This window comes from Paenibacillus sp. MY03 (assembly GCF_002165585.1).
GTDB classification, from domain to species: Bacteria; Bacillota; Bacilli; order Paenibacillales; family Paenibacillaceae; genus Pristimantibacillus; species Pristimantibacillus agaridevorans.
Genome location: NZ_MXQD01000074.1, coordinates 1 through 20075 on the forward strand (window position 1 = coordinate 1; position 20075 = coordinate 20075).

The 20075-nt window shown below is 50.0% G+C and carries 23 protein-coding genes; 6 read left to right on the plus strand and 17 right to left on the minus strand.

Annotated features, from left to right (window positions below; genetic code table 11):
* Positions 1-65 precede the first annotated feature (65 nt).
* From B1748_RS34090 to B1748_RS34125, 8 genes are all read right to left on the minus strand, one after another.
* Positions 66-245, minus strand: a complete 180-nt coding sequence (locus tag B1748_RS34090) for a hypothetical protein (protein ID WP_087572433.1) — start codon at positions 243-245, stop codon at positions 66-68.
* 38 nt (positions 246-283) lie between these two features.
* A complete protein-coding gene (gene nrdG / locus B1748_RS34095) occupies positions 284-817 on the minus strand; it encodes an anaerobic ribonucleoside-triphosphate reductase activating protein (protein WP_256976108.1) in 534 nt (177 codons plus the stop codon).
* Positions 795-2852, minus strand: coding sequence for an anaerobic ribonucleoside triphosphate reductase (locus B1748_RS34100; RefSeq protein WP_087572435.1), 2058 nt, complete (start codon positions 2850-2852; stop codon positions 795-797). Before B1748_RS34100 ends, nrdG begins: the two co-directional genes overlap by 23 nt.
* Before the next feature lie 60 nt (positions 2853-2912).
* On the minus strand, positions 2913-3455 hold the full coding sequence (locus B1748_RS34105; protein ID WP_087572436.1) for a hemerythrin domain-containing protein: 543 nt from the start codon (positions 3453-3455) through the stop codon (positions 2913-2915).
* 18 nt (positions 3456-3473) lie between these two features.
* Entirely contained in the window at positions 3474-4124 is a 651-nt protein-coding gene (gene mobA / locus B1748_RS34110) for a molybdenum cofactor guanylyltransferase (protein ID WP_087572437.1), read from the minus strand.
* 150 nt (positions 4125-4274) lie between these two features.
* Positions 4275-4823 carry an LptM family lipoprotein gene (locus B1748_RS34115; RefSeq protein ID WP_087572438.1) on the minus strand — a complete coding sequence of 183 codons (549 nt, stop codon included), beginning with the start codon at positions 4821-4823 and terminating at the stop codon, positions 4275-4277.
* A gap of 14 nt (positions 4824-4837) precedes the next feature.
* Entirely contained in the window at positions 4838-5629 is a 792-nt protein-coding gene (locus tag B1748_RS34120) for a formate/nitrite transporter family protein (RefSeq protein WP_087572439.1), read from the minus strand.
* A 161-nt stretch (positions 5630-5790) separates the two neighbouring features.
* Positions 5791-6336 carry an NAD(P)H-dependent oxidoreductase gene (locus B1748_RS34125; RefSeq protein ID WP_087572440.1) on the minus strand — a complete coding sequence of 182 codons (546 nt, stop codon included), beginning with the start codon at positions 6334-6336 and terminating at the stop codon, positions 5791-5793.
* A 156-nt stretch (positions 6337-6492) separates the two neighbouring features.
* Between B1748_RS34125 and B1748_RS34130 the strand changes: the two genes are divergently transcribed.
* The 5 genes from B1748_RS34130 (at position 6493) to B1748_RS34150 (ending at position 11595) form a co-directional block, all read left to right on the plus strand.
* Entirely contained in the window at positions 6493-7194 is a 702-nt protein-coding gene (locus tag B1748_RS34130; protein WP_087572441.1) for a dihydroorotate dehydrogenase electron transfer subunit, read from the plus strand.
* Positions 7175-8107, plus strand: a complete 933-nt coding sequence (locus tag B1748_RS34135) for a dihydroorotate dehydrogenase (RefSeq protein ID WP_087572442.1) — start codon at positions 7175-7177, stop codon at positions 8105-8107. Before B1748_RS34130 ends, B1748_RS34135 begins: the two co-directional genes overlap by 20 nt.
* 121 nt (positions 8108-8228) lie before the next feature.
* Entirely contained in the window at positions 8229-10064 is a 1836-nt protein-coding gene (locus tag B1748_RS34140) for an FAD-dependent oxidoreductase (protein ID WP_087572443.1), read from the plus strand.
* A 78-nt stretch (positions 10065-10142) separates the two neighbouring features.
* Positions 10143-10589, plus strand: coding sequence for a hypothetical protein (locus B1748_RS34145; protein WP_087572444.1), 447 nt, complete (start codon positions 10143-10145; stop codon positions 10587-10589).
* A gap of 13 nt (positions 10590-10602) precedes the next feature.
* Positions 10603-11595, plus strand: a complete 993-nt coding sequence (locus tag B1748_RS34150; protein ID WP_087572445.1) for a polyprenyl synthetase family protein — start codon at positions 10603-10605, stop codon at positions 11593-11595.
* Between the two features lie 367 nt (positions 11596-11962).
* Here B1748_RS34150 and B1748_RS34155 read toward each other — a convergent pair whose 3' ends face one another.
* The 7 genes from B1748_RS34155 to B1748_RS34185 all read right to left on the minus strand — a co-directional run bounded on the left by B1748_RS34155 (position 11963) and on the right by B1748_RS34185 (position 17517).
* The gene (locus tag B1748_RS34155) at positions 11963-12547 is read right to left on the minus strand and encodes a PBECR4 domain-containing protein (protein ID WP_087572446.1); all 585 of its coding nucleotides are present in this window, start codon (positions 12545-12547) and stop codon (positions 11963-11965) included.
* Between the two features lie 387 nt (positions 12548-12934).
* On the minus strand, positions 12935-13855 hold the full coding sequence (locus tag B1748_RS34160) for a prenyltransferase (protein WP_087572447.1): 921 nt from the start codon (positions 13853-13855) through the stop codon (positions 12935-12937).
* A gap of 197 nt (positions 13856-14052) precedes the next feature.
* On the minus strand, positions 14053-14853 hold the full coding sequence (locus B1748_RS34165) for an energy-coupling factor transporter transmembrane component T family protein (protein WP_087572448.1): 801 nt from the start codon (positions 14851-14853) through the stop codon (positions 14053-14055).
* The gene (locus B1748_RS34170; RefSeq protein ID WP_087572449.1) at positions 14816-15766 is read right to left on the minus strand and encodes an ATP-binding cassette domain-containing protein; all 951 of its coding nucleotides are present in this window, start codon (positions 15764-15766) and stop codon (positions 14816-14818) included. The genes B1748_RS34165 and B1748_RS34170 overlap by 38 nt, the downstream gene beginning before the upstream one ends.
* Positions 15703-16596: an ATP-binding cassette domain-containing protein gene (locus B1748_RS34175; RefSeq protein WP_087572450.1), complete on the minus strand. Its 894-nt coding sequence runs from the start codon at positions 16594-16596 to the stop codon at positions 15703-15705. The genes B1748_RS34170 and B1748_RS34175 overlap by 64 nt, the downstream gene beginning before the upstream one ends.
* Positions 16593-17153 carry a Gx transporter family protein gene (locus B1748_RS34180; RefSeq protein WP_087572451.1) on the minus strand — a complete coding sequence of 187 codons (561 nt, stop codon included), beginning with the start codon at positions 17151-17153 and terminating at the stop codon, positions 16593-16595. Before B1748_RS34180 ends, B1748_RS34175 begins: the two co-directional genes overlap by 4 nt.
* The gene (locus B1748_RS34185; protein ID WP_087572467.1) at positions 17137-17517 is read right to left on the minus strand and encodes a NusG domain II-containing protein; all 381 of its coding nucleotides are present in this window, start codon (positions 17515-17517) and stop codon (positions 17137-17139) included. The genes B1748_RS34180 and B1748_RS34185 overlap by 17 nt, the downstream gene beginning before the upstream one ends.
* A gap of 135 nt (positions 17518-17652) precedes the next feature.
* Between B1748_RS34185 and B1748_RS34190 the strand changes: the two genes are divergently transcribed.
* Entirely contained in the window at positions 17653-18720 is a 1068-nt protein-coding gene (locus B1748_RS34190; RefSeq protein ID WP_087572452.1) for an FAD:protein FMN transferase, read from the plus strand.
* A 31-nt stretch (positions 18721-18751) separates the two neighbouring features.
* Here B1748_RS34190 and B1748_RS34195 read toward each other — a convergent pair whose 3' ends face one another.
* Positions 18752-19129 (minus strand): DUF3147 family protein, encoded by a 378-nt coding sequence (locus B1748_RS34195; protein ID WP_087572453.1) that lies wholly within the window; start codon positions 19127-19129, stop codon positions 18752-18754.
* 14 nt (positions 19130-19143) lie between these two features.
* Positions 19144-19506 (minus strand): DUF3147 family protein, encoded by a 363-nt coding sequence (locus tag B1748_RS34200; RefSeq protein ID WP_087572454.1) that lies wholly within the window; start codon positions 19504-19506, stop codon positions 19144-19146.
* Positions 19507-20075: the final 569 nt, after the last annotated feature.

The following is a 20075-nucleotide window of genomic DNA, read 5'->3' on the forward strand; positions in this document are numbered from 1 at the left end:
TCATCCCCCGCCTTCGCTCTCACTTCGTGAGCAAAGTGGCATAGAGGCAGGGGTATTCTCGGTGATTATGATAAATGGTCGGCGGTTGAAGCGGAAGAAATACGTAAACTCAACTCATAGATCGTGTCATTTTTTCTTCTCATATAGAAGTGCTTATCCTTCAACCGTCTGGCGCTATGCACAAACATGGTTTTGCGGGAAGGGTCCTCCAGCGCAGCCCGATCAACAAGGTGATAATATTTCATCGTCAACCTCCTCTAATTCGCCTAGTTCTCTTCTTCGTTTATAAAATACAGATTGCTTGGCCTGTCCGTCCGGATTGTTGCACGTCGATCAACCGCTGATTGCTTGAGCCCCGGTACCGCAAAGAGAAGCTGCGTTGCTTGAGCACAAACGGCCCGTCCACCAGAACGTCGGTATTGTCCAGCAAACCGCGCCATCCGTCATGTCTGTTTAAACCGGCTACGATCGTTTCATAGATATATCCGGTGTATGTCATCACGTGCAAGCCCATGGCTTTCACTCTGGCGGCCAGCTCTGCGAACCCCTCTGCTTGAAGAAAAGGTTCGCCTCCGCTTAAGGTCACTCCATCAAGCAGCGGATTTTGAATAATGGCATTCGTAATCGCGTCGATACCGACGGTTATGCCGCCTTCATACGAGTGGGTTTGCGGATTGTGGCAGCCCCGGCAGCGATGAGGACAGCCTTGGGCAAATACAACAAGCCTTAAACCCGGTCCATCCACAATGGATTCCTGTACCAGTCCGGCAATGCGCAATTCCGGCTCCTTACTGTCAGGTATGTTTGATTCGTTCACGTTCCTCCGCCCTTTTCGCGTCATTAAAACGATCGATTGTACCGACCAAATACCCTGTAATCCTTCGAATTCGCTCAAAAGCCGGCCCGTCTTCTTCCGTTCGGCCGCAGGATGGACAACTGTCGTTTATAAGGCCCGTGTAGCCGCAAACGGAGTCGCGGTCAACGGGATGATTGATAGAACCGTAGCCGATGCCGTTCTCCTTCATGGCGCGGATCATTTTTTCAAAGACTTGCAGGTTGTTTAACGGATCGCCGTCAAGTTCGACATATGTGATATGCCCGGCGTTCGTCAACGCGTGATAGGGAGCTTCGATCCTTATTTTCTTATAGGCCGTCGTTGCGTAATAGACGGGAAGATGAAAGCTGTTCGTATAATATTCCCGATCCGTAATATCCGGTATGATGCCAAATCTCGTTCTGTCCATCTGCACAAAACGGCCGGACAGCCCTTCCGCCGGTGTAGCCAGCAACGTAAAGTTTAATTGATGCTCCTTGGCGGCCGCATCCATTTTCCCTCTCATTTTCCCGATTATTCGAAGTCCCAACTGCCTCGCCTCCTCGGATTCGCCATGATGGCTTCCGATGAGCGCCTTCAGGCATTCCGCCAGTCCGATAAATCCTGCCGATAAGCTGCCATGCTTAATAACCTCTCGAATTTCGTCATCCGGCTTCAGTAGCCCGGAATCGATCCATATCCCTTGTCCCATCAAAAACGGAAAATTTTTTACCTTTTTGCGAGCCTGAATTTCAAACCGATCCAGAAGCTGCTTAATGACAATATCCATCATTCGATCAAGCTCATAGAGGAACAAAGTGATGTTCCCTCTATTTAATAGAGCCAACCTCGGCAAATTGATTGTCGTGAAGCTTAAATTCCCTCTTCCGAATGTAATTTCACGAGAATCGTCGTATACATTCCCGATCACCCTTGTTCTGCATCCCATATAAGCAATTTCCGTCTCCGGTTTTCCCGCCGTATAATATTGAGCGTTAAACGGAGCATCCTGGAACGAAAAATTGGGGAATAATCGTTTGGCGCTTACGCGGAAGGCCAGCTGCAACAAATCGTAATTCGGGTCGCCCGGATTATAATTGATTCCTTCCTTCACACGGAAAATTTGAATAGGAAAAATAGGCGTTTCCCCGTTGCCAAGTCCCTTCTCCGTAGCCAAAAGGATACTCCGTATAATCATCCTGCCCTCCGGGCTTGTATCCGTCCCGTAATTAATGGAGCTGAACGGAATTTGCGCCCCGGCCCGGCTATGCATCGTATTGAGGTTATGGATCAACGCTTCCATAGCTTGATAAGTGCTTTTTTCCGTTTCCGCAAGTGCATGGGCTTCCGCGATCCGCTGTGCTTCATTTATATCGATCGGATCGCTCAGCACTTGGCCAAGCAGCTCTTTCTCCCGCTCCTTCTCATACGGATTCCGGCTTATGCGAGGCAGCAGTCCTGCACCGTTCAATTCATCGAATAGATGCAGCACCGCCTTTTCCCCGTCATCTCCCAAGCCGAATTTCCATTTCAACATTTTCAGCAGATTATCCCTGTAATGACGGACATACGTTTTGCCAACGCCCCCCGCCATTCCGTAATCAAAGTTCGGAATACTCTGTCCTCCATGCTGATCGTTCTGATTCGATTGAATCGCGATACACGCAAGCGCCGCATAACTCCTTATATCTTTGGGTTCCCTGACACGGCCATGCCCGGTGCCGAAGCCTCCATCAAACAATTGCCGAATATCAATCTGGCAACAGGTTGTCGTTAGGGAAAGGAAGTCCAGATCGTGAATATGGATATCCCCGTTTTTATGAGCGTCGGCATGTTCTGGCTTGAGAAGAAACAGCTCGTTAAATTGTTTGGCGCCCTCCGAACCGTATTTCAACATCATCCCCATGGAGGTATTGCCGTCTATATTGGCATTCTCGCGCTTCATATCGCTATCCGCAGCATCTTGAAAGGTTATATCTTCGTATAATTTCATCAGACGCGTGTTCACTTCCTGAATCTTGCAAATATCATTGATCATCCATGCGACACTCCTCTTATCCTGTTAATCGGCAGTTCCATCGATACGGGAATGGTTGCCTTATGTGCAGAATAAGAGTTCCATGTCTACCAATACCGACTCTGTCAGCGGGAATACAATTTGCTCCTCGCTCTCCAGATGCTTGCCCAAAATGCAACAGGCTTGAATGAGCTCGTCTGCGGCAGCATGCATCCGCTTTCTGTCTGATACGGTCTTTATTTCATCTGCAGTCCGCAAGAAAGATTGAAGGTAGTCATCTCCAAGCTCATGATCTTTCTTAAGCGTCCACAAGGAACCCAGCAGACTAGGCTTGATGGATTGATCGAAATAGCTGCTTAAGAAAGGAAACAAAATTTCCTCTTCCCATGCGGAATGCTGCTCCAGCTTTTCGCGGAAGGACATGGCGTGTAACCTCAACTGAAACAACTCGTGACTAGCTGTGCCTAAATCTTGCTCGGATTTGACAGCCTTGGCCCTAACAGCCAAGTCGGAAATGCTTTTTTTTAACTCGATATGTTCCTCTTTCAGCCGGTCGACCAAGACGGACAGCACGGTCGAAACCGCCGATCCCGTCTCCGTATGCCCTGCTTTACTCTGTTCCATGATTTGATTTTCCTCCCGTCATAGACCGATATTTCTTGTATCTTCTCCACCGTAGAGCAACTCGAACTCATGCTGGAGAAAGGAGTTGGTCAAGCTATAATAATCCTCCGGCGAATGTATCGTCTTCGTAAAATGACAACCGACACCCTTTTCGAGAAAGGCCGTTTCGCTCAGTTCGATCCAATTGAGTCTATTTAAAAATCTTGATAGATACGAGTCTCCCTCATTTAACTGCTCGCCGATTCGTCCTGCGCAGGAACGATCATAAATGCCGTGCAGCGGGAATGCGCCTTTGTCTACCCAAGGAATAACCGCATCCACATGATCCGTTTTATAAGCCTGCAACAGCATGGCCGCATCAGCCGACGGAAACGGCATGTGACATCCGACTACCCATACATTTTGATTCTGCGCCAGCGCCAGGCCGGCATGCATGCCGCTTAACACGCCTTTGTCCGTATAATAATCCGTAATAATTCGTATGTCCCGGTCAACCGCTCTAAGGAACGGCTGCGGATCATTGGCCACAATCGTAATTTCATTGCAACAAGTGCGCATTTCACTAATTTGCCTCTCCAGCAGCGTCCTGCCTTCCAACAAGAGGAAAGCCCGATTTTCTCCTTTCATCCTCCGATGATGACCGCCTGCAAGAATAACGCCAGACAGCATTTGGATCACTCCCTCTGCTTAGTAAGTGTAATGAATAATTTCATTACACCATAAACAGGGCGTTGCAACAGTGAAATGAATCACGCAGGCAAATAAAAGGCTAAACAGGATGGCATCCCTGTTCAGCCTTCTCTTCTTGGTCCTGTTTATTTATTTTTTCACTTCCGTTACGCCCGTCACTTTGCCGTTGCCGGATGAGTCGAACGTATTCAGCGCTTCTTCCGTTGCAAAATATACGTTGCCTTCTACCGTCGCATCCTTCAGGATGAATTTGTTAGTTTCTACATATACATCGCCGACAAAGGTTCCGCCTTGCAACCGCGCGTTCGGGCTCTTGATCGTTAATTTAGGAGCCGTCAGCTTAAACGATGCCGTAATTTTGCGATTTTCGTCTTGCGTGTACAAGGCGATTTTACGGTCAACTACGTCTTTGTTTTTAAACTCGCCTTCCAAGACAAGCTCTTGATCGAATGTAAGATCGTTAAGCGCCGCGATAATCCATGTGCCGTCCTTGCTGATCGCCTTCAGGAACGCTTCGGGATCGTTGACGATGGAAGCCGTTGTGATCGCGTCTGTTGTATCCGCTGAAGCCGAAGGAGAAGGCGTGGCAGCCGGCGCAGGTTCATTGTTGTTTCCGCATCCGGACAACAACCCTGCCGTCAAGACCGCAATCAAAGCTAAACTGATCATTTTTTTCATTTCGATTCTCTCCCTTATTTTTTATCATGTACGGACGAACTTCTTTTGCTGTAAGCTAAATAATAAATTCCGGCGACGAATAGACCACCTCCAACCGAGTTGCCCAAATAAACAGGCAAGAAATTGGCGAAATAATCGGACCAAGTTGCTGCGCCAATAAAGATTGCGGCAGGAATTAAAAACATGTTCGCTACAATATGCTGGAAGCCAAGCGCGACAAACGCCATCGTCGGGAACCAGATCGCCAATATTTTGCCGGCGCCGTCCTTTGCGCCATAAGACATCCAGACCGCGCTCGACACAAGCCAGTTGCATCCTATGCCGGAAATAAACGCATGCATAAACGACTCATCAAGCTTGGATTGCGTAAGCGCAATGATTTTGTCCATATACGGCGCTTGCTCCGTCATTCCGCCCAGATGGCCAAATACGTAAGCAATAAAAATCGCGCCCGCAAAATTGCCGACCGTTATAATAAACCAATTTCCAGCAAGCTTGCGGATCGACGCCCGCCCTTTGAAACAGGCCATCGACAAACTCATCATATTCCCGGTTAAGAGCTCTCCCCCCGCAATAAGGCATAGGATTAATCCGATCGGAAACACCGCACCGCTTAGCAATGGACTCAGCCATTCCAGATCAGCGGGCAAACCGGCGGTCACGCGTATGGCGAGCAAATAACCTATCGCTATAAACGCGCCTGCGGCAAAGCCAAGCGGTATTTGCTCGGAGACTCGCATATCGGCTTTTTTACAGCCTGCATACATAGCCGCCTCCGCGATTTCCTCCGACTTTTTAAAGCCCATCCGTTCCCCTCACCCCCACTCATGATGTCAACAAGGGTTCCTCCATGGCATGATCGTTCAAGTGGTCTTTTTTTGGTGAAATTTTTCACATACATTGGCAGTCTCAGCACTCTTGATTGCTGCCTTCCGCAACACACTTGCTTTCCGTTAGCCGATCTTCTTTAATTCATTACCGCTTCGGCAGCGTTCGAGCTTACATACTTAACATATTTTTCAGCCGCATTTTCAAGCTGAGCGTCCTCGATTTGCATAGCCCCGTGAACGACGAATATTGGAAGAAAGGTCATGCCAATCAGATGGCTGGTCGCTGCATAAGGTCGTGTCAGTTCTTCCATCGTGAAGCGATTGTAACCTTCTGGCGTGTAAGCTTCTTCGTCACTTCCCGTTGTAATCGCCAGCCCCAGTTCCTTGCCGTGGAGCTTGTCTCCCCCTGGCCCGTACGCCCAGCCGAAGGTCAGCACCTCATCGAGCCATTGCTTTAATAATGGCGGCGAGCTGTACCACCAAAACGGAAATTGCAAAATAATGCGTTCATGCTGCATCACTAACTTTTGTTCATGCGCCACATCAATAACACCGTTCGGATAAGCCGAATACAGCTCATGTACGGTCGCATGGCCGACGTCTTGCAGCGCCTCGGCAAGCCGTTTGTTCACGCCCGATCCATGATGAAGCTGCGGGTGCGCAATGATAACCAATGTTTTCATTTGTTCCCCTCCCTCACTGAATTCACTGTCTCTGCTCAAAGTGTAGCAGCAATTTGTGCGTTCAAATATGACCAATATCACAGGTTTATAGGGACAACTATGATATTTTTATGGAATCGTTTTTGATACTTACAAGTAAAGGGCGTGCTGACGCTTATGGCAACTGTGTTATCCAACGAACGTCTGACGGCTTCTGTATTCCGGCTTGCAATCGAAGGCAGCTTTCATGGTGAACCCGGTCAATTTTACATGCTCCGCTCCTGGGATAAATCCCCTCTTCTGTCCAGACCGATCAGTATCCATGATCTTACTTCAACAGCAATTACCTTTTTAATTCGCGTAAAGGGCGAAGGCACCCGTCTTTTATCCCGATTAACTTCTGGCGACCAGGTGACCCTATATGGCCCTTACGGAAACGGTTTTCCGAAGCCTGACGGGAGCGTTGCCCTTGTAGGCGGCGGCATGGGAATTGCTCCATTATTATTTAGCGCCAAGAGGTTTCCCTTTTCAAAAGTTTTTCTTGGTTTTTCCGGCGAGCCGTTTGCCGTTGCTTCTTATCAAGCGCTTCATGGGGATGTTGCCTTCCAAAGCGGCGGAACGATTCTCGATGCGATCGACTTGAACAGCTTTGACACGATCTTTGCATGCGGCCCTCTCCCGATGATGGCGGAGCTCAGGCGCCGGACCACAGAAACAGCTGCCCAGCTCTACGTGTCCATTGAAAAAAGGATGGCCTGCGGCATCGGTCTCTGCAATGGCTGTACGATTAATGTAGGAACCGGCAATCACAAGGCTTGCACGGTCGGACCCGTCTTTCCAGCCGAGGAGGTGGACTTCGATGAGCTGCTTGAGCTCTGAATTAGCCGGAGTAAAGCTCCGCAATCCTATTTTAATGGCATCCGGAACTTTTGGTTTCGCCACGCCTGTCGCGAAGCTGTATCCGCTCGATAAGCTTGGCGGAGTTGTCACGAAAGGGCTGACTGCAAAACCCAGAAGCGGCAACAAGGGAACACGGCTATACGAAACGCCTTCCGGGCTTATGAACAGCGTCGGATTGGAAAATCCGGGAATCCCTCGTTTCCTGTCCTCCGAATTGGATGAAATGACAAGGCTGGATACGAACATCATCATCAATTTGGGCGGCAGCTCCATCCAGGAATATGAGGAAGGCGCAGCCATGATTGAAGAAGCCTGCAAACAGCGAAAATCGGATGGGAAAAGAAGCGCGGACTTGCTGGAGCTAAACATCTCATGCCCGAATGTGAAAGAAGGCGGGATGTTATTCGGATTGACGGCAGGACAAGCCCGTGAGGTCGTTCGCGTCGTACGCCGGACGACGAGTTTGCCGCTGCTGGTCAAGCTTTCCCCGAACGCGCAGGATTTGGTGCGGATAGCGGAAATGTGCGAGACGGAAGGCGCTGACGGCGTTTCATTAGTCAACACGTTTCAAGCGATGGCGATCGATATCCATGCAAGGAAAAGCGTATTCAGGCATGGCTATGCCGGCTTGTCCGGTCCGGCCATCAAGCCGATCGCGCTGCGAATGGTGCATCAGGTAACGAAGGCCGTTACGATCCCGGTCGTAGGGATGGGCGGCATCAGCTCGGCCTCCGACATCTTGGAATTTATTATGGCTGGCGCCGCCGCCGTTCAAATTGGCACTTATAATTTCATGAACATTATGGCTGGCGCTTCTTTGGCGGATGAGCTGCAAACGCTCATGAAACAGGAAGGTATCTCCTCTTTGCAAGAGGTCCGCGGAATCGTTTAAAAGTTTGTGATTTTAATCACGTACAGATCGAACAGCTTTCGCTAGTATTAAACTCAACGAAGGATATATGTCCAAACAAGTGACATCCGGTCGCTTGACTAACCCACAAGGGGAGATCGACATGAAACAGATTATCGTACTCGGCGGCGGCTACGGCGGTGTATTAACTGCCAAAAAGCTTGCCAATCAACTACGCAAGCATAAGGACGTTCAGATTACGCTTATCGACAGAAAACCTTACCACACCCTGTTGACGGAGCTTCATGAGGTTGCGGCAAACCGCGTGGAAGAAGATTCGATTAAGATAGACCTGAAAAAAATTTTTTCGGGTTTCCGCAATGTCAAAGTCGTTCTCGATGAAATTAACGGCATTAACTTCGATAACCAAACGTTGCAAGGGGAACGGGCTTACGCCTACGATTACCTCGTCATCGGCACAGGCAGCAAACCTACCTTCTTCGGAATCGCCGGCGCCGATCGGCATGCCCTTACGCTCTGGTCCTATGAAGATGCGATTCGTTTGAAGGAGCATACTCAGCAAATGTTCCGCAAGGCGGCCAAAGAACGGAATCCGGAAGCGCGCAAGGAAATGCTCACTTTTGTAGTCGTCGGCGGAGGTTTCACCGGCGTTGAAATGATCGGCGAGCTGGCCGAATTTACGGTTGAGCTGTGCAAAGAGTTTTACATCGATCCGGCGGACGTGACTTTGCACGTCGTCGATATGGTCGATAAAATACTTCCGATCCTTCCCGAGCAGCTCATTCGCAAAGCCGAGAAGCGGCTTCGCAAAATGGGCGTCAATATAATCACAGGCTCCAAAATTACGGAAGTGACCGAACACGGCGTTCGTGTAGGCGAGCAGGAGCTAAAATCCCGCACCGTCATTTGGACCGCCGGCGTCGAAGGCTCCGATCTCGCCGGCAATCTCGATGTCGAGCAAAAGGGCCGCAAACGGATTTTAACGAATGAAAAGCTGCAAGTACCGACGCATAACAATGTTTACGTCGTCGGCGACAACATTTTTTATATCCCTGAAGGCGCCGCGGCGCCCGTTCCGCAAATGGTGGAAAATGCGGAGCTGGCCGCCCCGATTATCGCGCATAACATCGTTGCCGACATTAAACATAAACCGATGAAGGCATACAAGCCGACTTTCCACGGCACGATGGTTTGTATCGGCAGCCGTTACGGCGTCGCCAATGTCGGCCTGCCGGGCAAAATGTTCCGCTTGAGCGGTCTTCCCGCCATGGCTGTCAAACACTTGATCAACATGGTTTATCTGTTTCAGGTGTGCGGCTTCAACAAAGTGTATCATTACGTCCTTCATGAATTTATCCATGTACGGAATAATCGAAGCTTTGTTGGCGGACATTTCGCCAAACGCTCGCCGAATTTCTGGCTCTTCCCGCTTCGCGTTTTCACAGGCGTTATGTGGTTCCTGCAAGGCGGGGACAAGATGCTTAAAATGATGGACGATCCGAATCACATCTTCCTGTTGCCTTCCAAGTGGGCGGACGGAACATCGGGCGCAAGCGTCGTAGCGGATGAAGCCGCGGGCTCCGCGCAAGCGGCGGTTACCGCCCTTCCGGTTCCCGATTTTATGAAATCGATGGTGGATTGGTCGATGGATCTCATGTTTTATAATGCGGACGGCGGGTTTACCTGGCTTGCTTATGTATTCCAAGCCTCGATGGTAGGCGCGGAAATCATTGTCGGGCTGCTTCTAATTGCCGGATTGTTTAGCGCACCGGCCGCGGTCGTATCGGTGGCAATGGGTATTATGGTTTGGGTTTCGGGTACGGCTCCGACGGAAATGTTATGGTATCTGGCCGCAGGCATTGCTTTGATCGGCGGCTCGGGCAGCACGCTCGGTCTGGATTATTATGTGCTTCCGCGCTTGAAGTCGCTGTGGAAGAAACTCCCGATCGTGAGACGCTGGTATATCTATACAGACTAAGGCATCTCGGAGAGTAATGTGTCTGGAGACATATTACTCTCTCTTTATCTGAGACTACTTGAAACGGGAGAGGGTACTATGGCAACAGATATGAAGCTTCTGTACGACACGATCAGCATGCTTCGGCATCATATCGAATCCGATACGGCAATTACTCTCGATGCGGAAGATGCCGACGAATGGATGAAGGATATGATCAAGCTTCTTCATATGTACAATATAACGGCTTCCCGCAAGATGACTCTTCTGGGCTGTTATGTCCTGTTGCGGCTTGCCGTCCGAAAACATCGGGAGCTTGCCCTGCATGATAACGCCGCGCTCACTCGCAGCATATTGGAAGGCGATTACTTATTCGGTCTTTATTATCGTTTAGGCATACAACGCAAGGAGACGAAATTGCTTTATCATTTAGCCCCGTTTTATAAAAAAATGCAAATTTCGCTTCACGAGGATAAACCGTTGCAGCCGATGCTGACCGAGCTTAGGGAGGAACTCCACACCTATTTGGAGAAGCACTGCGCTTAAAGGGGACAATACTATGAAACTGGATGAGGCGCTTCATATTGATTTGGGGGAAATCGATCATACGCTGCGGACGATCGTCGAAAGCGATCCTTCGTTATCCCATGATTCCGCCATACGCAAACACGTGCTGAGGCTCATAGCCGCCGGCGGCAAACGATTGCGGCCCATGATGGTTATCGTTGGAAGCCGCTTTGGAAAGCCCGGCCCCCATTACAAAAATTCCGTTCTGCGAGCTGCCGCATTGCTTGAATATGTGCACACCGCGTCGCTTATCCATGACGATATCATCGATCAATCGGAGTTGCGGCGCGGCGTACCGACGCTCCATGCCGCAACAGACGTCCGCTCCGCCGTCTTTACCGCTAATTATATGATGGCGCGCGCAATCGAATGGGCTTCGGCAGATGCAAGCGACGAGGACCAATCCGAGGTGGCTGCGACCCGTATCCCCGCTCTTGCTTCCATTGTAACCGAGCTTTGTCTAGGAGAGTACGGACAGCTCCGCGACCGATTTAACTTCAAGCTGTCTATCGAAGCATATATGGACAAGACCAGACGCAAGACCGCGCTGTTGATGGCCCACTGCTTGCGCGCGGGCGCCGAAGCCGCGTACGCCAATCCTTATATAGGCGATAAGCTGTTTGCCTTTGGCGAAGCTTTAGGCATGGCTTTTCAAATCCGCGACGATGTGCTCGATTTTGCCGAATCTAACCTGGCCATAGGCAAGCCGACAGGGGCGGATTTGCGAAATGGCATTATCACTCTCCCGGTGCTGTATGCAATGGAGGATCCGGAGCTTGCCAGGAAGCTGCTCCTCTTATCGCAACAATCATCGGAGAGCGACATGGATGAGGTTATCCGGCTCATTAAAGAAAGCGGAGCGGTCGATCGCGCTTCTTCGATCGCCGATACCTTTACGCTTCAAGCCCGCGAACTGGCTGTATGCCTGCGCGACTATCCCGCCAGCCAGGACTTGTTTCTTCTGACCCATTATTTCACTCCCTAACGAATTACGCTTTTATGATCGCATGAGGGATAAACACAGGCCTCAGTAGAAACACGCTCCAATCGTGAGTGGCAAGGGTCTTTCCCTTAATATCTTTATTTAACCGCAGACCGGTCAGCTTCGGTAGTCGGTTGGTCAGCTCTATGCCGTGCCTCGTAAAGAGCTGCTGTTTGCTTTTGAATTTGATTACCTCTAATCAGATACCATTGGCCTTCGGCTCGAAATAATGCCTCTTCCTTCGAAGCGAGCAGCATCGGCTCAATGTACATGCAACCCCCGCATAAATGTAGGGTACAGCAAATCCCGAATTTTATACAAAAAAGCCGCTTGCGAATAAGCGGCTTAATATATGTATATATATGATTGCTTAAATCCAATCCTCATCAATCGGAAGCTCTTCCACTTGTTTAACATCGATCCGGGTCTTCCTTGGAGGCTGATCACTTATTCTCACGGAAACCGGCGCGTAAAAATTCGGATTATTCGGATTTGCTTTTCGCAATTGTAATTGGACATACACCTTACCAAAACGACTTGATGCTTCCCAGTTCATCTTTGCAATGTTAGTCCGCGGATCATATTCGAAAAATGTAGGTTGCTTGATTATTTGTAACACAAGCGGAAATGCCAACATTCTTTGCTTAAATTCTTCAAATTTACCTGCATTAAGTTTCTTCATCGATTCAAATGTGATGACGTCATTTATTATATTCGCGTGGCCCCGGACAGATCTTCCCTCCTGACCTGACACGATATGATGCACGCCAAGTAAATGACATAAGGAACCTTCTTCAAAACGCACTCTGATTTCTTGAGCCCTGTGCCTGATATGAAATTTAAATTGTCGGTTCATCAAGTGCTCTTCATAGAAAAAAGCTATCGTTTTCAATGAAAGGTCTTTCTGATCTGGAATTTGCTTTATTGTTAGCAAGTCCGTTACGCTAAGAGCCACGAAGATTTCCCCTATTTCCCCCTAAATAATGAGAAACGACCTTGATACGCTCAAGGTCGAATCATGGTAATATGATGGCAGCGGCAGAGACCTTCTCCCTGCGGGATAGCACCTAGACAGTAATGCCACTCTTCCGGCATTAGTGTAGTCATATTGACCTTTATTAGTTTTACACACCCTTGTGGGTTTGTGCCGCCCGGCGCGGTACGCGAAGTGCCAGCTTTCACGTATTTTGCTAAAGAACATTTCTGTTTCTGAAGCGCAACAGTCACATCTCTGTGCTGTACTAATATTATAACCATTTCAACTGAAAAAGTCTACAGTTCTGAAGCTTCTTTTGTTGGTAAGGCGAACCTTTTTTTGTTAAAGAAAGTGATCTCTCGTTTATTAGACCATTAACGCCGCAACGATCATCGTTACTCCGACAATTTGATAAATCATAACCGTTGCTGCGTTGGCTTTTATAAACTTCGATAAGTTGTTCAGATTTGCCGCTGCCGTCCTGACGGAGCCAATGGCAAGCGGGAGCGAAGCGAAGCCAAGCAGCCAATACGGATTGCGTTGTACGATCACAAGGACAATCAGACTTGCATAAGCGCTCGCATACAAGATCGCATACAGTTTAATGCCGGCTTCTTTGCCGATCCGTACGAGCCAATTGCGTTTCTCCCCCTTCATATCCGCCTCGTAATCCGGGTACTGATTAATCCACAGCACATTGGTAATCAGAAATGCCAGAGGAACACCCGCGAGCATGACCTGCCAGTCCAGACTGCCCGTAAGCATGACATACATGCCGCCAACGATTAGTGGGCCAAAGGTTAGGCCGACGGCAATCTCGCCTAATCCGTTGTAGTTTAGCTTAAACGGCGGCAAACTGTAAAATACGGCTAATATCCCGCCTGCCATACCGATCCAGAAGACGGTCGGTTCGCGAAAGACAGCGATGGATACTCCGATCCAAAACGCCGCTGCCAGTGTCAGAAAAGCAATGATCGCCGTTTCGATAATGGACAGCTTGCCGTCAACAATCGTCTTTTTGCCGCCGCTAAACGGATTGCGGTTGTCGGGCGTAACATACTGGTCTACTCCTGTTAAAAAATCCACAAATTCATTCACGGCGTTTTTGCCGATTTCGATCAGGTAAATCCCGATCAGCGCAAGGCCGAACCACCATAAGTGAACCGTTCCGGTATGAGCGTAAGCCAGGGCGCCGCCCACAAGCATCGGCACGGTCGATGCAATCCAGATTTTCGGGTCGGCCAGCTGCCAGAAGCCGCTCCATAATCTTTTGAGTTCAGCAGACATATGCCTCTCCCCCATTTAAAAGGTTGTTCAAAAAGTCCGCTTCTCATTACGAAGTATTCTTGAAGGTTTCTCGACGTCGAATATTGAATTCAGCCGAACCCTCCGGTGCTCACGTAGCTCCACTACGCTCCGCTCCTCAGGTCCTAGCTTCATCCAATCTTCTCGGTACTGAGAACCGAACTTTTTGAACTCTCACTTTAATTAATTGATATAACCACCACGGATGCCAGAGGTACAAGGAACAACAGCAGGAACAAGGTGTCTCGAGCCTTCCAGCTCAAGGTATGAATAGCCGATCTCGGGGCGCCTAACCGGTAGCCGCGCGCTTCCATGGAGTCGGCCAGATCGATCGCCCTTCGGAGAGCACTCGCCATGACAGGCACCATCAAGGAGAGAATCAGCCTCGCCCGTTGCTTGAGCGGCTTGCCCGTCAAGTCTAGCCCTCTGGATAGCTGAGCCTTCCAGATACGCTCCGCTTCTTCGAATATCGTCGGAATAAATCGAAGAGCAATGCCGACCATAAGCGCCGCCTTCTCCGGATGAAACCCGATCGCTCGCAATGGCTTCATCATGCTGCCAAGTCCCTGCGTCAACCGATCAGGCTCCGTGGTGAACGAGATCATTGCGGCCAATGCTACAAAAATTACCATCCTTGCTGCGGATATCAATCCTTTTTGCACCCCCCCTGCGTAAATGGCAAATGGGCCTACATCAATAAACCGCGCACCTCCCTGCTCGAAGGCCAGATGGAAAACAACAATAAATACAATAATAAAGAGGAGGGGCTTTACCGCCCGGACAAAATACGATAGAGGAATATTCGTACTCTTCATCATAAAGAGCGAATAGGTCAACATAACGAGGACAGCCGCATAAGAGTCCGTCAAAAATATGGCGCACATAAATAGCAGCATGGCGGTCATCTTGGATCGGGGATCCAGCCGATGTATCCATGAATCTCTATCGATGTATCGCCCGAACACCATTCTTGTACGCATATAAATCCCCCCCAGTCATGGCTGACTTGTTTAGCAGCAGTCCCTTGATCCAGGCAGCCGCCTTCTCCGGATTGAGGTATTCCTCCGGGAGCGGCGCATGAAATTGCTCGGATAAAGCCGACAGTAGCCGAATGGATGGGGGCAACACAATGCCCGCTTCTGCGAGCAGCTCCGGCTGTCTCAACAATAAGCCCGAATCTCCTTGAACAACTGCCTTGCCTTGATGAATGACAACGTATTGATCGGCGTACGGCAACACCTCTTCCAGACGGTGCGTCACGATTATTATCGTTTTACCCTTCAACCGGGAGAGGTTATGAAGCAGCTCCAGCAGTTCCTTCCGACTTTCCTGGTCCAGCCCGGAGGTTGGCTCATCCAGCACAATGATATCCGGATCAGCCGCCAGCACGGCAGCGATTGCCGCCTTTCGCATCTGTCCCCCGCTTAGCTCAAAAGGACTTCGCTGCAATAACGAGTCGTCCAGGCCAAGCAACGCGGCAGCCTTTCGCGCCAGCTCGGCAGCCTCCTGCTTCGAGTAACCGAAGTTGAGCGGCCCAAATTGAAGATCCTCTTGTACCGTAGCCTCAAATAGCTGCTGTTCCGGGAATTGAAAGACAAGCCCCACCCTCTTGCGCAATCCGGCTAATGTCCTGGCCCGCATTTTGCGCTCGGAACGTCCGTTCTTCCCGGTATTTGGCCCCAGATGAAAATCCAGAATCGCAAGCGATCCCTCCGCTGGCTGCAATAGTCCGTTTAAATGCTGCAGCATGGTTGATTTGCCCGAGCCGGAAGCGCCGACAATGGCCGTAAACGACTTTTCCTTCAATGTAACAGTGAGATCGCTTAGTCCTAACCGCGAGAACAACTTGCCATCCTCGTATTTGTAAGTGACGTTTTCGAAATGAATGCCCATAGTTCCTTCTGCACCTCCTCCTCGGTAAAGCGCTCGCCGACCCCGATCCCCTGGCGCTGCAGCTCTCTGCACAACTGCAGCATATAGGGCGTTTGCAGCCTGCATTTGCTACGCCATTCGTCGCGGATCAGAAGTTCCTCCGGGATCCCGTCGCCGATCACGCTGCCGTCCGCGAGCATTATGATACGCTCCGCTTCCAGCAGTTCGTCCGTGTCGTGAGTGACCGAGATCAACGTATATCGGTTTACCGCGTGCAGCTGTTTCATAATGCCCAGCACTTCGCGCCTCGAGCTCTCGTCCAGCATCGACGTAGCCTCGTCGAACAGGATAATGCGCGGCTCCATCGCAAGCACGGAGGCAATGGCGACGCGCTGCTTCTGACCGCCCGACAGAGAGGATGGATGACGCCCAAGAAGGTCTGTTATGCTCAGCAGCTCCGCGTATTGATGGATGCGGCTGCGAATCGCTTCCGGCTCCAAACATCGATTGGCCATCCCAAACGCGATATCCTCCGCTACCGTCTGCCCCACAAATTGATTATCGGGGCTCGCAAATACGAATCCGATCCCCTTCCTGATCTCCCAGACAGTATCCTCCGCAAGCGTTAAACCATTGATCGTGACGGAGCCTCTATCGGCAAGCAAGAGACCGCTTATCAGCCTCAAAAGAGTCGACTTGCCGGAGCCGTTCATCCCGGTAATGCCAAGCCACTGCCCTGCCGGAATTTCGAGCGAGATGTCGGATAATACGGGCGCACCCGAGGACGGAAGACCGATCGTTACACCGGACAGAAGGACGGCTAACGGTTCCACACGCTTAATGTCTCTCATCGTCCTCCCCCTTTACTTTGCGCCTGTGGCATGCGGAACCACTCGACTCGATTCATGGAGGCGATCAGCTTCCCCGATACCAATCCGACAAATAGGCCGGTAATGATGCCCGACACCAGTAGGAAAGGCAAATAATAATAAATTTTGGTTGTATTCAGTACGATGGCCGCCGCCGTAAGCTGCCCCAGATTATGAGCGATGCCACCCATGACGCTAACCCCGAGCAGGCTAAAGCTGTTGCGCCCGAGTCTCAGCATCAGGTACATGATCAGAAAGCTTCCAAGCGCCCCGAGCACACTGAACAGAAAGGTCGAGAAGCTGCCCAATATAAACGAAGTGAGAAGCGTCTTTAACAGAATAAGCGACAGCGCGTCTTTGACCGTAAATACGTACAGGCAGGTTAACACCATAATATTTCCAAGGCCGAGCTTCGCTCCCGGCACCGCAACGGCAAAAGGAATGAGCGATTCCACAATACCGAGTACAACCGCAACGGAAGCGAATATGGATACGACCACCGTTCTGCGAAGCTCATCCCGTTCAGAATACAACCGCATCGACATCATCTCCGTTTCCGTCCGCACCGATTATTTCAACGAATATTCGGTTCGGCAAACAAACAATGGTGCCTCCTTTACGATGGACATGCCCAAAACCCAGACATAACTGGTCGGGACAATCCGCTTCGATCATTTCAATTCCGTTATGGGATATCCGAAGCAGGTTGTAGCCGCGGCTTGTGTCGATTTCAATCTCATGGGCAGACTCCGTTAATTCAACCGTGCGGTAATGCTCTCCATTTACCGTAATGACAGCCGAAGCCGACGCGCCGGAAGTTTCTTCTTTCGCAAGGAACGGTACGATGAACCACGCCAATACGCCGAGCAGCACCACTCCAATCCAAATATCTCCTTTTTTCATAATCCATCGCTCCGTTCCTTTGTTCATACTTTCATTATGATTTTTTCCTTATGCGGGAACTATGATATTTCTCACTTTCTCGTCACGGACGATCTGATACGGTTAGAACAAATAACGAATGAGAAGAGGCCGCATATGAAAACGATACAGCGAAAAGTTGCGATAGCCGTTCTGCCCGCTCTTATTATGCTGCTGTTCGCAGCGGGCTGCGGCAGCGACTCGGGCGACAAGTCGAATGCGAAGAGATCGGAACCGCAATCCCATACTTATTATATTTTTGACACGGTCGTTACTCTGCGCGTGTATGATGATCGGATGACGAACCAACACTTTGAGGAAGTCAACGAAATACTAGAACGTATTGATCGGGAGATGAATCGTCAACGAGAAGACAGCGAGCTTGCGGAAGTGAATGCAGAAGGGGGAAAATCGGCTGTAAAGGTCTCGGAAGAGACGATGGAGGTCATTCAAGCGGCGATGGTCTATGCGCATTTGTCAGAAGGCAAATTTAATCCGGCAATCGGCCCGCTTGTCGATTTATGGAGGATCGGCAACGAAGGGGCCTCTGTCCCCGAGCAAAAGTTGCTTAACGAGAAGCTTGAGCTTATAGATTTTAAAGATGTCGTTATAGATGAGGCCAATCGGACTGTTCGCTTGAACAGAGCCGGAATGGCGTTGGATTTGGGCGGCATCGCAAAGGGATACGCCGCTGATGTCATTGCCGATTATTTAAAGAGCGAGGGCTTTAACAGCGCGATTATTGATCTCGGCGGCAATATTATGGCCCTGGGCAACAAACCGAACGGGAGCCAGTGGAATATCGGCATACAAGAGCCTGACGAGCAGCGCGGTCAACAGGTAGGCTCGATCAAAGTCAGCAACCAGACCGTTGTAACTTCCGGCGTCTATGAACGATTTTTCAAAAAAGACGGTCGGCTTTATCATCATATTCTGGATACAAGCACCGGCTTCCCCGTTCAAAATGGCCTGCTCAGCGTAACGCTTGTGACGAATTTGTCCATCGATGCGGATGCCCTGTCAACGACGGCCTTCGCGATGGGGGCCGAGGAGGGCAAAACATTTATCGAATCTCTCGAAGATGCCGAAGCCATCTTTATTACGGAGAACAAGGATATCATCGTAACCTCCGGTCTCGCAGGGCGGTTCAAATTAACAAACAAGGATTACCGGCTGGTCGAATGACTTTCGGATTATGCAGGCGCCATAAACCCATTTATCCTTTACTTCTTTTGCCGAATTTGATTTGCACCCGTTTGCGAAGCTCAAAAATCGTGAGTGCGCCAATAAACCAACTCACCAGACCCAATAGCAGGCTTAACCACCAAGAGCCCGTAAGCTGCAAGGCATACAGCACGGTGACCACGCATATGGCACAACCCGTCATGCCGAATACAGAACCTTTCGCAATTTCCGATGCCTTCCCGGAACCCTGGCTGATTCCGACCATAAGCACCGCAACGACCATAACCGCGGGAAACGCGGCGAATATTCCTCCGAGCGTTTCCCATGGCAGCAGAGCGGACGCGATATAACTAAGCGCTACGGCCATTCCGCCGATCAGAAATCGGAGCAAAAAATCCTTTATACTCATCTCGTGTCACCCTCCTATACCATAAACATCATATATGAAATCGATAACGAAACCATGAACCAGCCGAGCACCGACAGGGTCAGTCCCCTCTTCCATCCCTGCCTTGCGACCAAAACACCTGCTGCAAGCGCGCAGACGATATTGATTGCCATCCCAATCAATGCTCCTTGCGACAAAACAATCGATTGCCGAATCAGATCGTAGCCGGAATGATCCCATCGAATGGTCAGCAGCGCAGCCAAAAAAACGACCGGAAATGCCGCAAAAATCCCTCCGAATACGCCTCCGACCCGCTTGGCGATCAACGAGGCGACTGCAACGGCGGTGCCGCCAAGAATAAACCTCAGCAAAATACCGATAAAAGAAACGGAAAGCATGGGCATTCTCCTCCACTAACTTCGTGATTATTTTCACGTATTTATCTATATCGAGAAATTAGCCCCATTATAATCTTTAAGCTCGCGATAGACTGTTAGGTAAATCACAGAACCCGGCATGCGTCTCCGGCGCAAAGTCTCAAGTACGCAGCTGATTGGAAGTCGCAAATTGCGAGGCTGCCGCGTAACGGACAGGTGCGACGTTATTCTTCGATTTTTTAGGTTTTCGAAAATCTAACAGACACACGCGACCTTATTGGTATCATCATCGCGCAAGTTGGCTCCATTACGAACCAATAGCGTGTTTCCTGTCTGTTAGATTTGGTTGAGGTTAAAAATCGGACAAATAGCGTCGCTGGTGTCTGTTACATATTCAACGGCATTTAATCCGTGGGCGCACAAGCGACCGTTCCGTCTCCACTCTCCCTATTCCGCCGGGCTCCAGTTGGCTTTCCGAATAAGAGGCCATCATCCACCGTCCAAGGTGAAACGGCCACGCCATCTTTTGGCAGCGCAGCGGGTTTCATTCCGTAATTGATCCCATTAAATAGGCAGGAAAAGAGGCTGTA

Bases quoted from the DNA above. Each gene is read 5' to 3' on its own strand.
- B1748_RS34170 (WP_087572449.1), bottom strand. From the start codon at position 15,766: ATGGGCATTCATTTCGAAAACGTCACTTACAAATACGAGGATGGCAAG.
- B1748_RS34120 (WP_087572439.1), bottom strand. From the start codon at position 5,629: ATGGGCTTTAAAAAGTCGGAGGAAATCGCGGAGGCGGCTATGTATGCA.
- mobA (WP_087572437.1), bottom strand. From the start codon at position 4,124: ATGCTGTCTGGCGTTATTCTTGCAGGCGGTCATCATCGGAGGATGAAA.
- B1748_RS34115 (WP_087572438.1), bottom strand. From the start codon at position 4,823: ATGAAAAAAATGATCAGTTTAGCTTTGATTGCGGTCTTGACGGCAGGG.
- B1748_RS34200 (WP_087572454.1), bottom strand. From the start codon at position 19,506: ATGCTTTCCGTTTCTTTTATCGGTATTTTGCTGAGGTTTATTCTTGGC.
- B1748_RS34175 (WP_087572450.1), bottom strand. From the start codon at position 16,596: ATGAGAGACATTAAGCGTGTGGAACCGTTAGCCGTCCTTCTGTCCGGT.
- B1748_RS34195 (WP_087572453.1), bottom strand. From the start codon at position 19,129: ATGAGTATAAAGGATTTTTTGCTCCGATTTCTGATCGGCGGAATGGCC.
- B1748_RS34165 (WP_087572448.1), bottom strand. From the start codon at position 14,853: ATGCGTACAAGAATGGTGTTCGGGCGATACATCGATAGAGATTCATGG.
- B1748_RS34130 (WP_087572441.1), top strand. From the start codon at position 6,493: ATGGCAACTGTGTTATCCAACGAACGTCTGACGGCTTCTGTATTCCGG.
- B1748_RS34135 (WP_087572442.1), top strand. From the start codon at position 7,175: ATGAGCTGCTTGAGCTCTGAATTAGCCGGAGTAAAGCTCCGCAATCCT.
- B1748_RS34105 (WP_087572436.1), bottom strand. From the start codon at position 3,455: ATGGAACAGAGTAAAGCAGGGCATACGGAGACGGGATCGGCGGTTTCG.
- B1748_RS34140 (WP_087572443.1), top strand. From the start codon at position 8,229: ATGAAACAGATTATCGTACTCGGCGGCGGCTACGGCGGTGTATTAACT.
- B1748_RS34190 (WP_087572452.1), top strand. From the start codon at position 17,653: ATGAAAACGATACAGCGAAAAGTTGCGATAGCCGTTCTGCCCGCTCTT.
- B1748_RS34160 (WP_087572447.1), bottom strand. From the start codon at position 13,855: ATGTCTGCTGAACTCAAAAGATTATGGAGCGGCTTCTGGCAGCTGGCC.
- B1748_RS34180 (WP_087572451.1), bottom strand. From the start codon at position 17,153: ATGCGGTTGTATTCTGAACGGGATGAGCTTCGCAGAACGGTGGTCGTA.
- B1748_RS34150 (WP_087572445.1), top strand. From the start codon at position 10,603: ATGAAACTGGATGAGGCGCTTCATATTGATTTGGGGGAAATCGATCAT.
- B1748_RS34100 (WP_087572435.1), bottom strand. From the start codon at position 2,852: ATGATCAATGATATTTGCAAGATTCAGGAAGTGAACACGCGTCTGATG.
- B1748_RS34125 (WP_087572440.1), bottom strand. From the start codon at position 6,336: ATGAAAACATTGGTTATCATTGCGCACCCGCAGCTTCATCATGGATCG.
- B1748_RS34090 (WP_087572433.1), bottom strand. From the start codon at position 245: ATGAAATATTATCACCTTGTTGATCGGGCTGCGCTGGAGGACCCTTCC.
- B1748_RS34185 (WP_087572467.1), bottom strand. From the start codon at position 17,517: ATGAAAAAAGGAGATATTTGGATTGGAGTGGTGCTGCTCGGCGTATTG.
- B1748_RS34145 (WP_087572444.1), top strand. From the start codon at position 10,143: ATGGCAACAGATATGAAGCTTCTGTACGACACGATCAGCATGCTTCGG.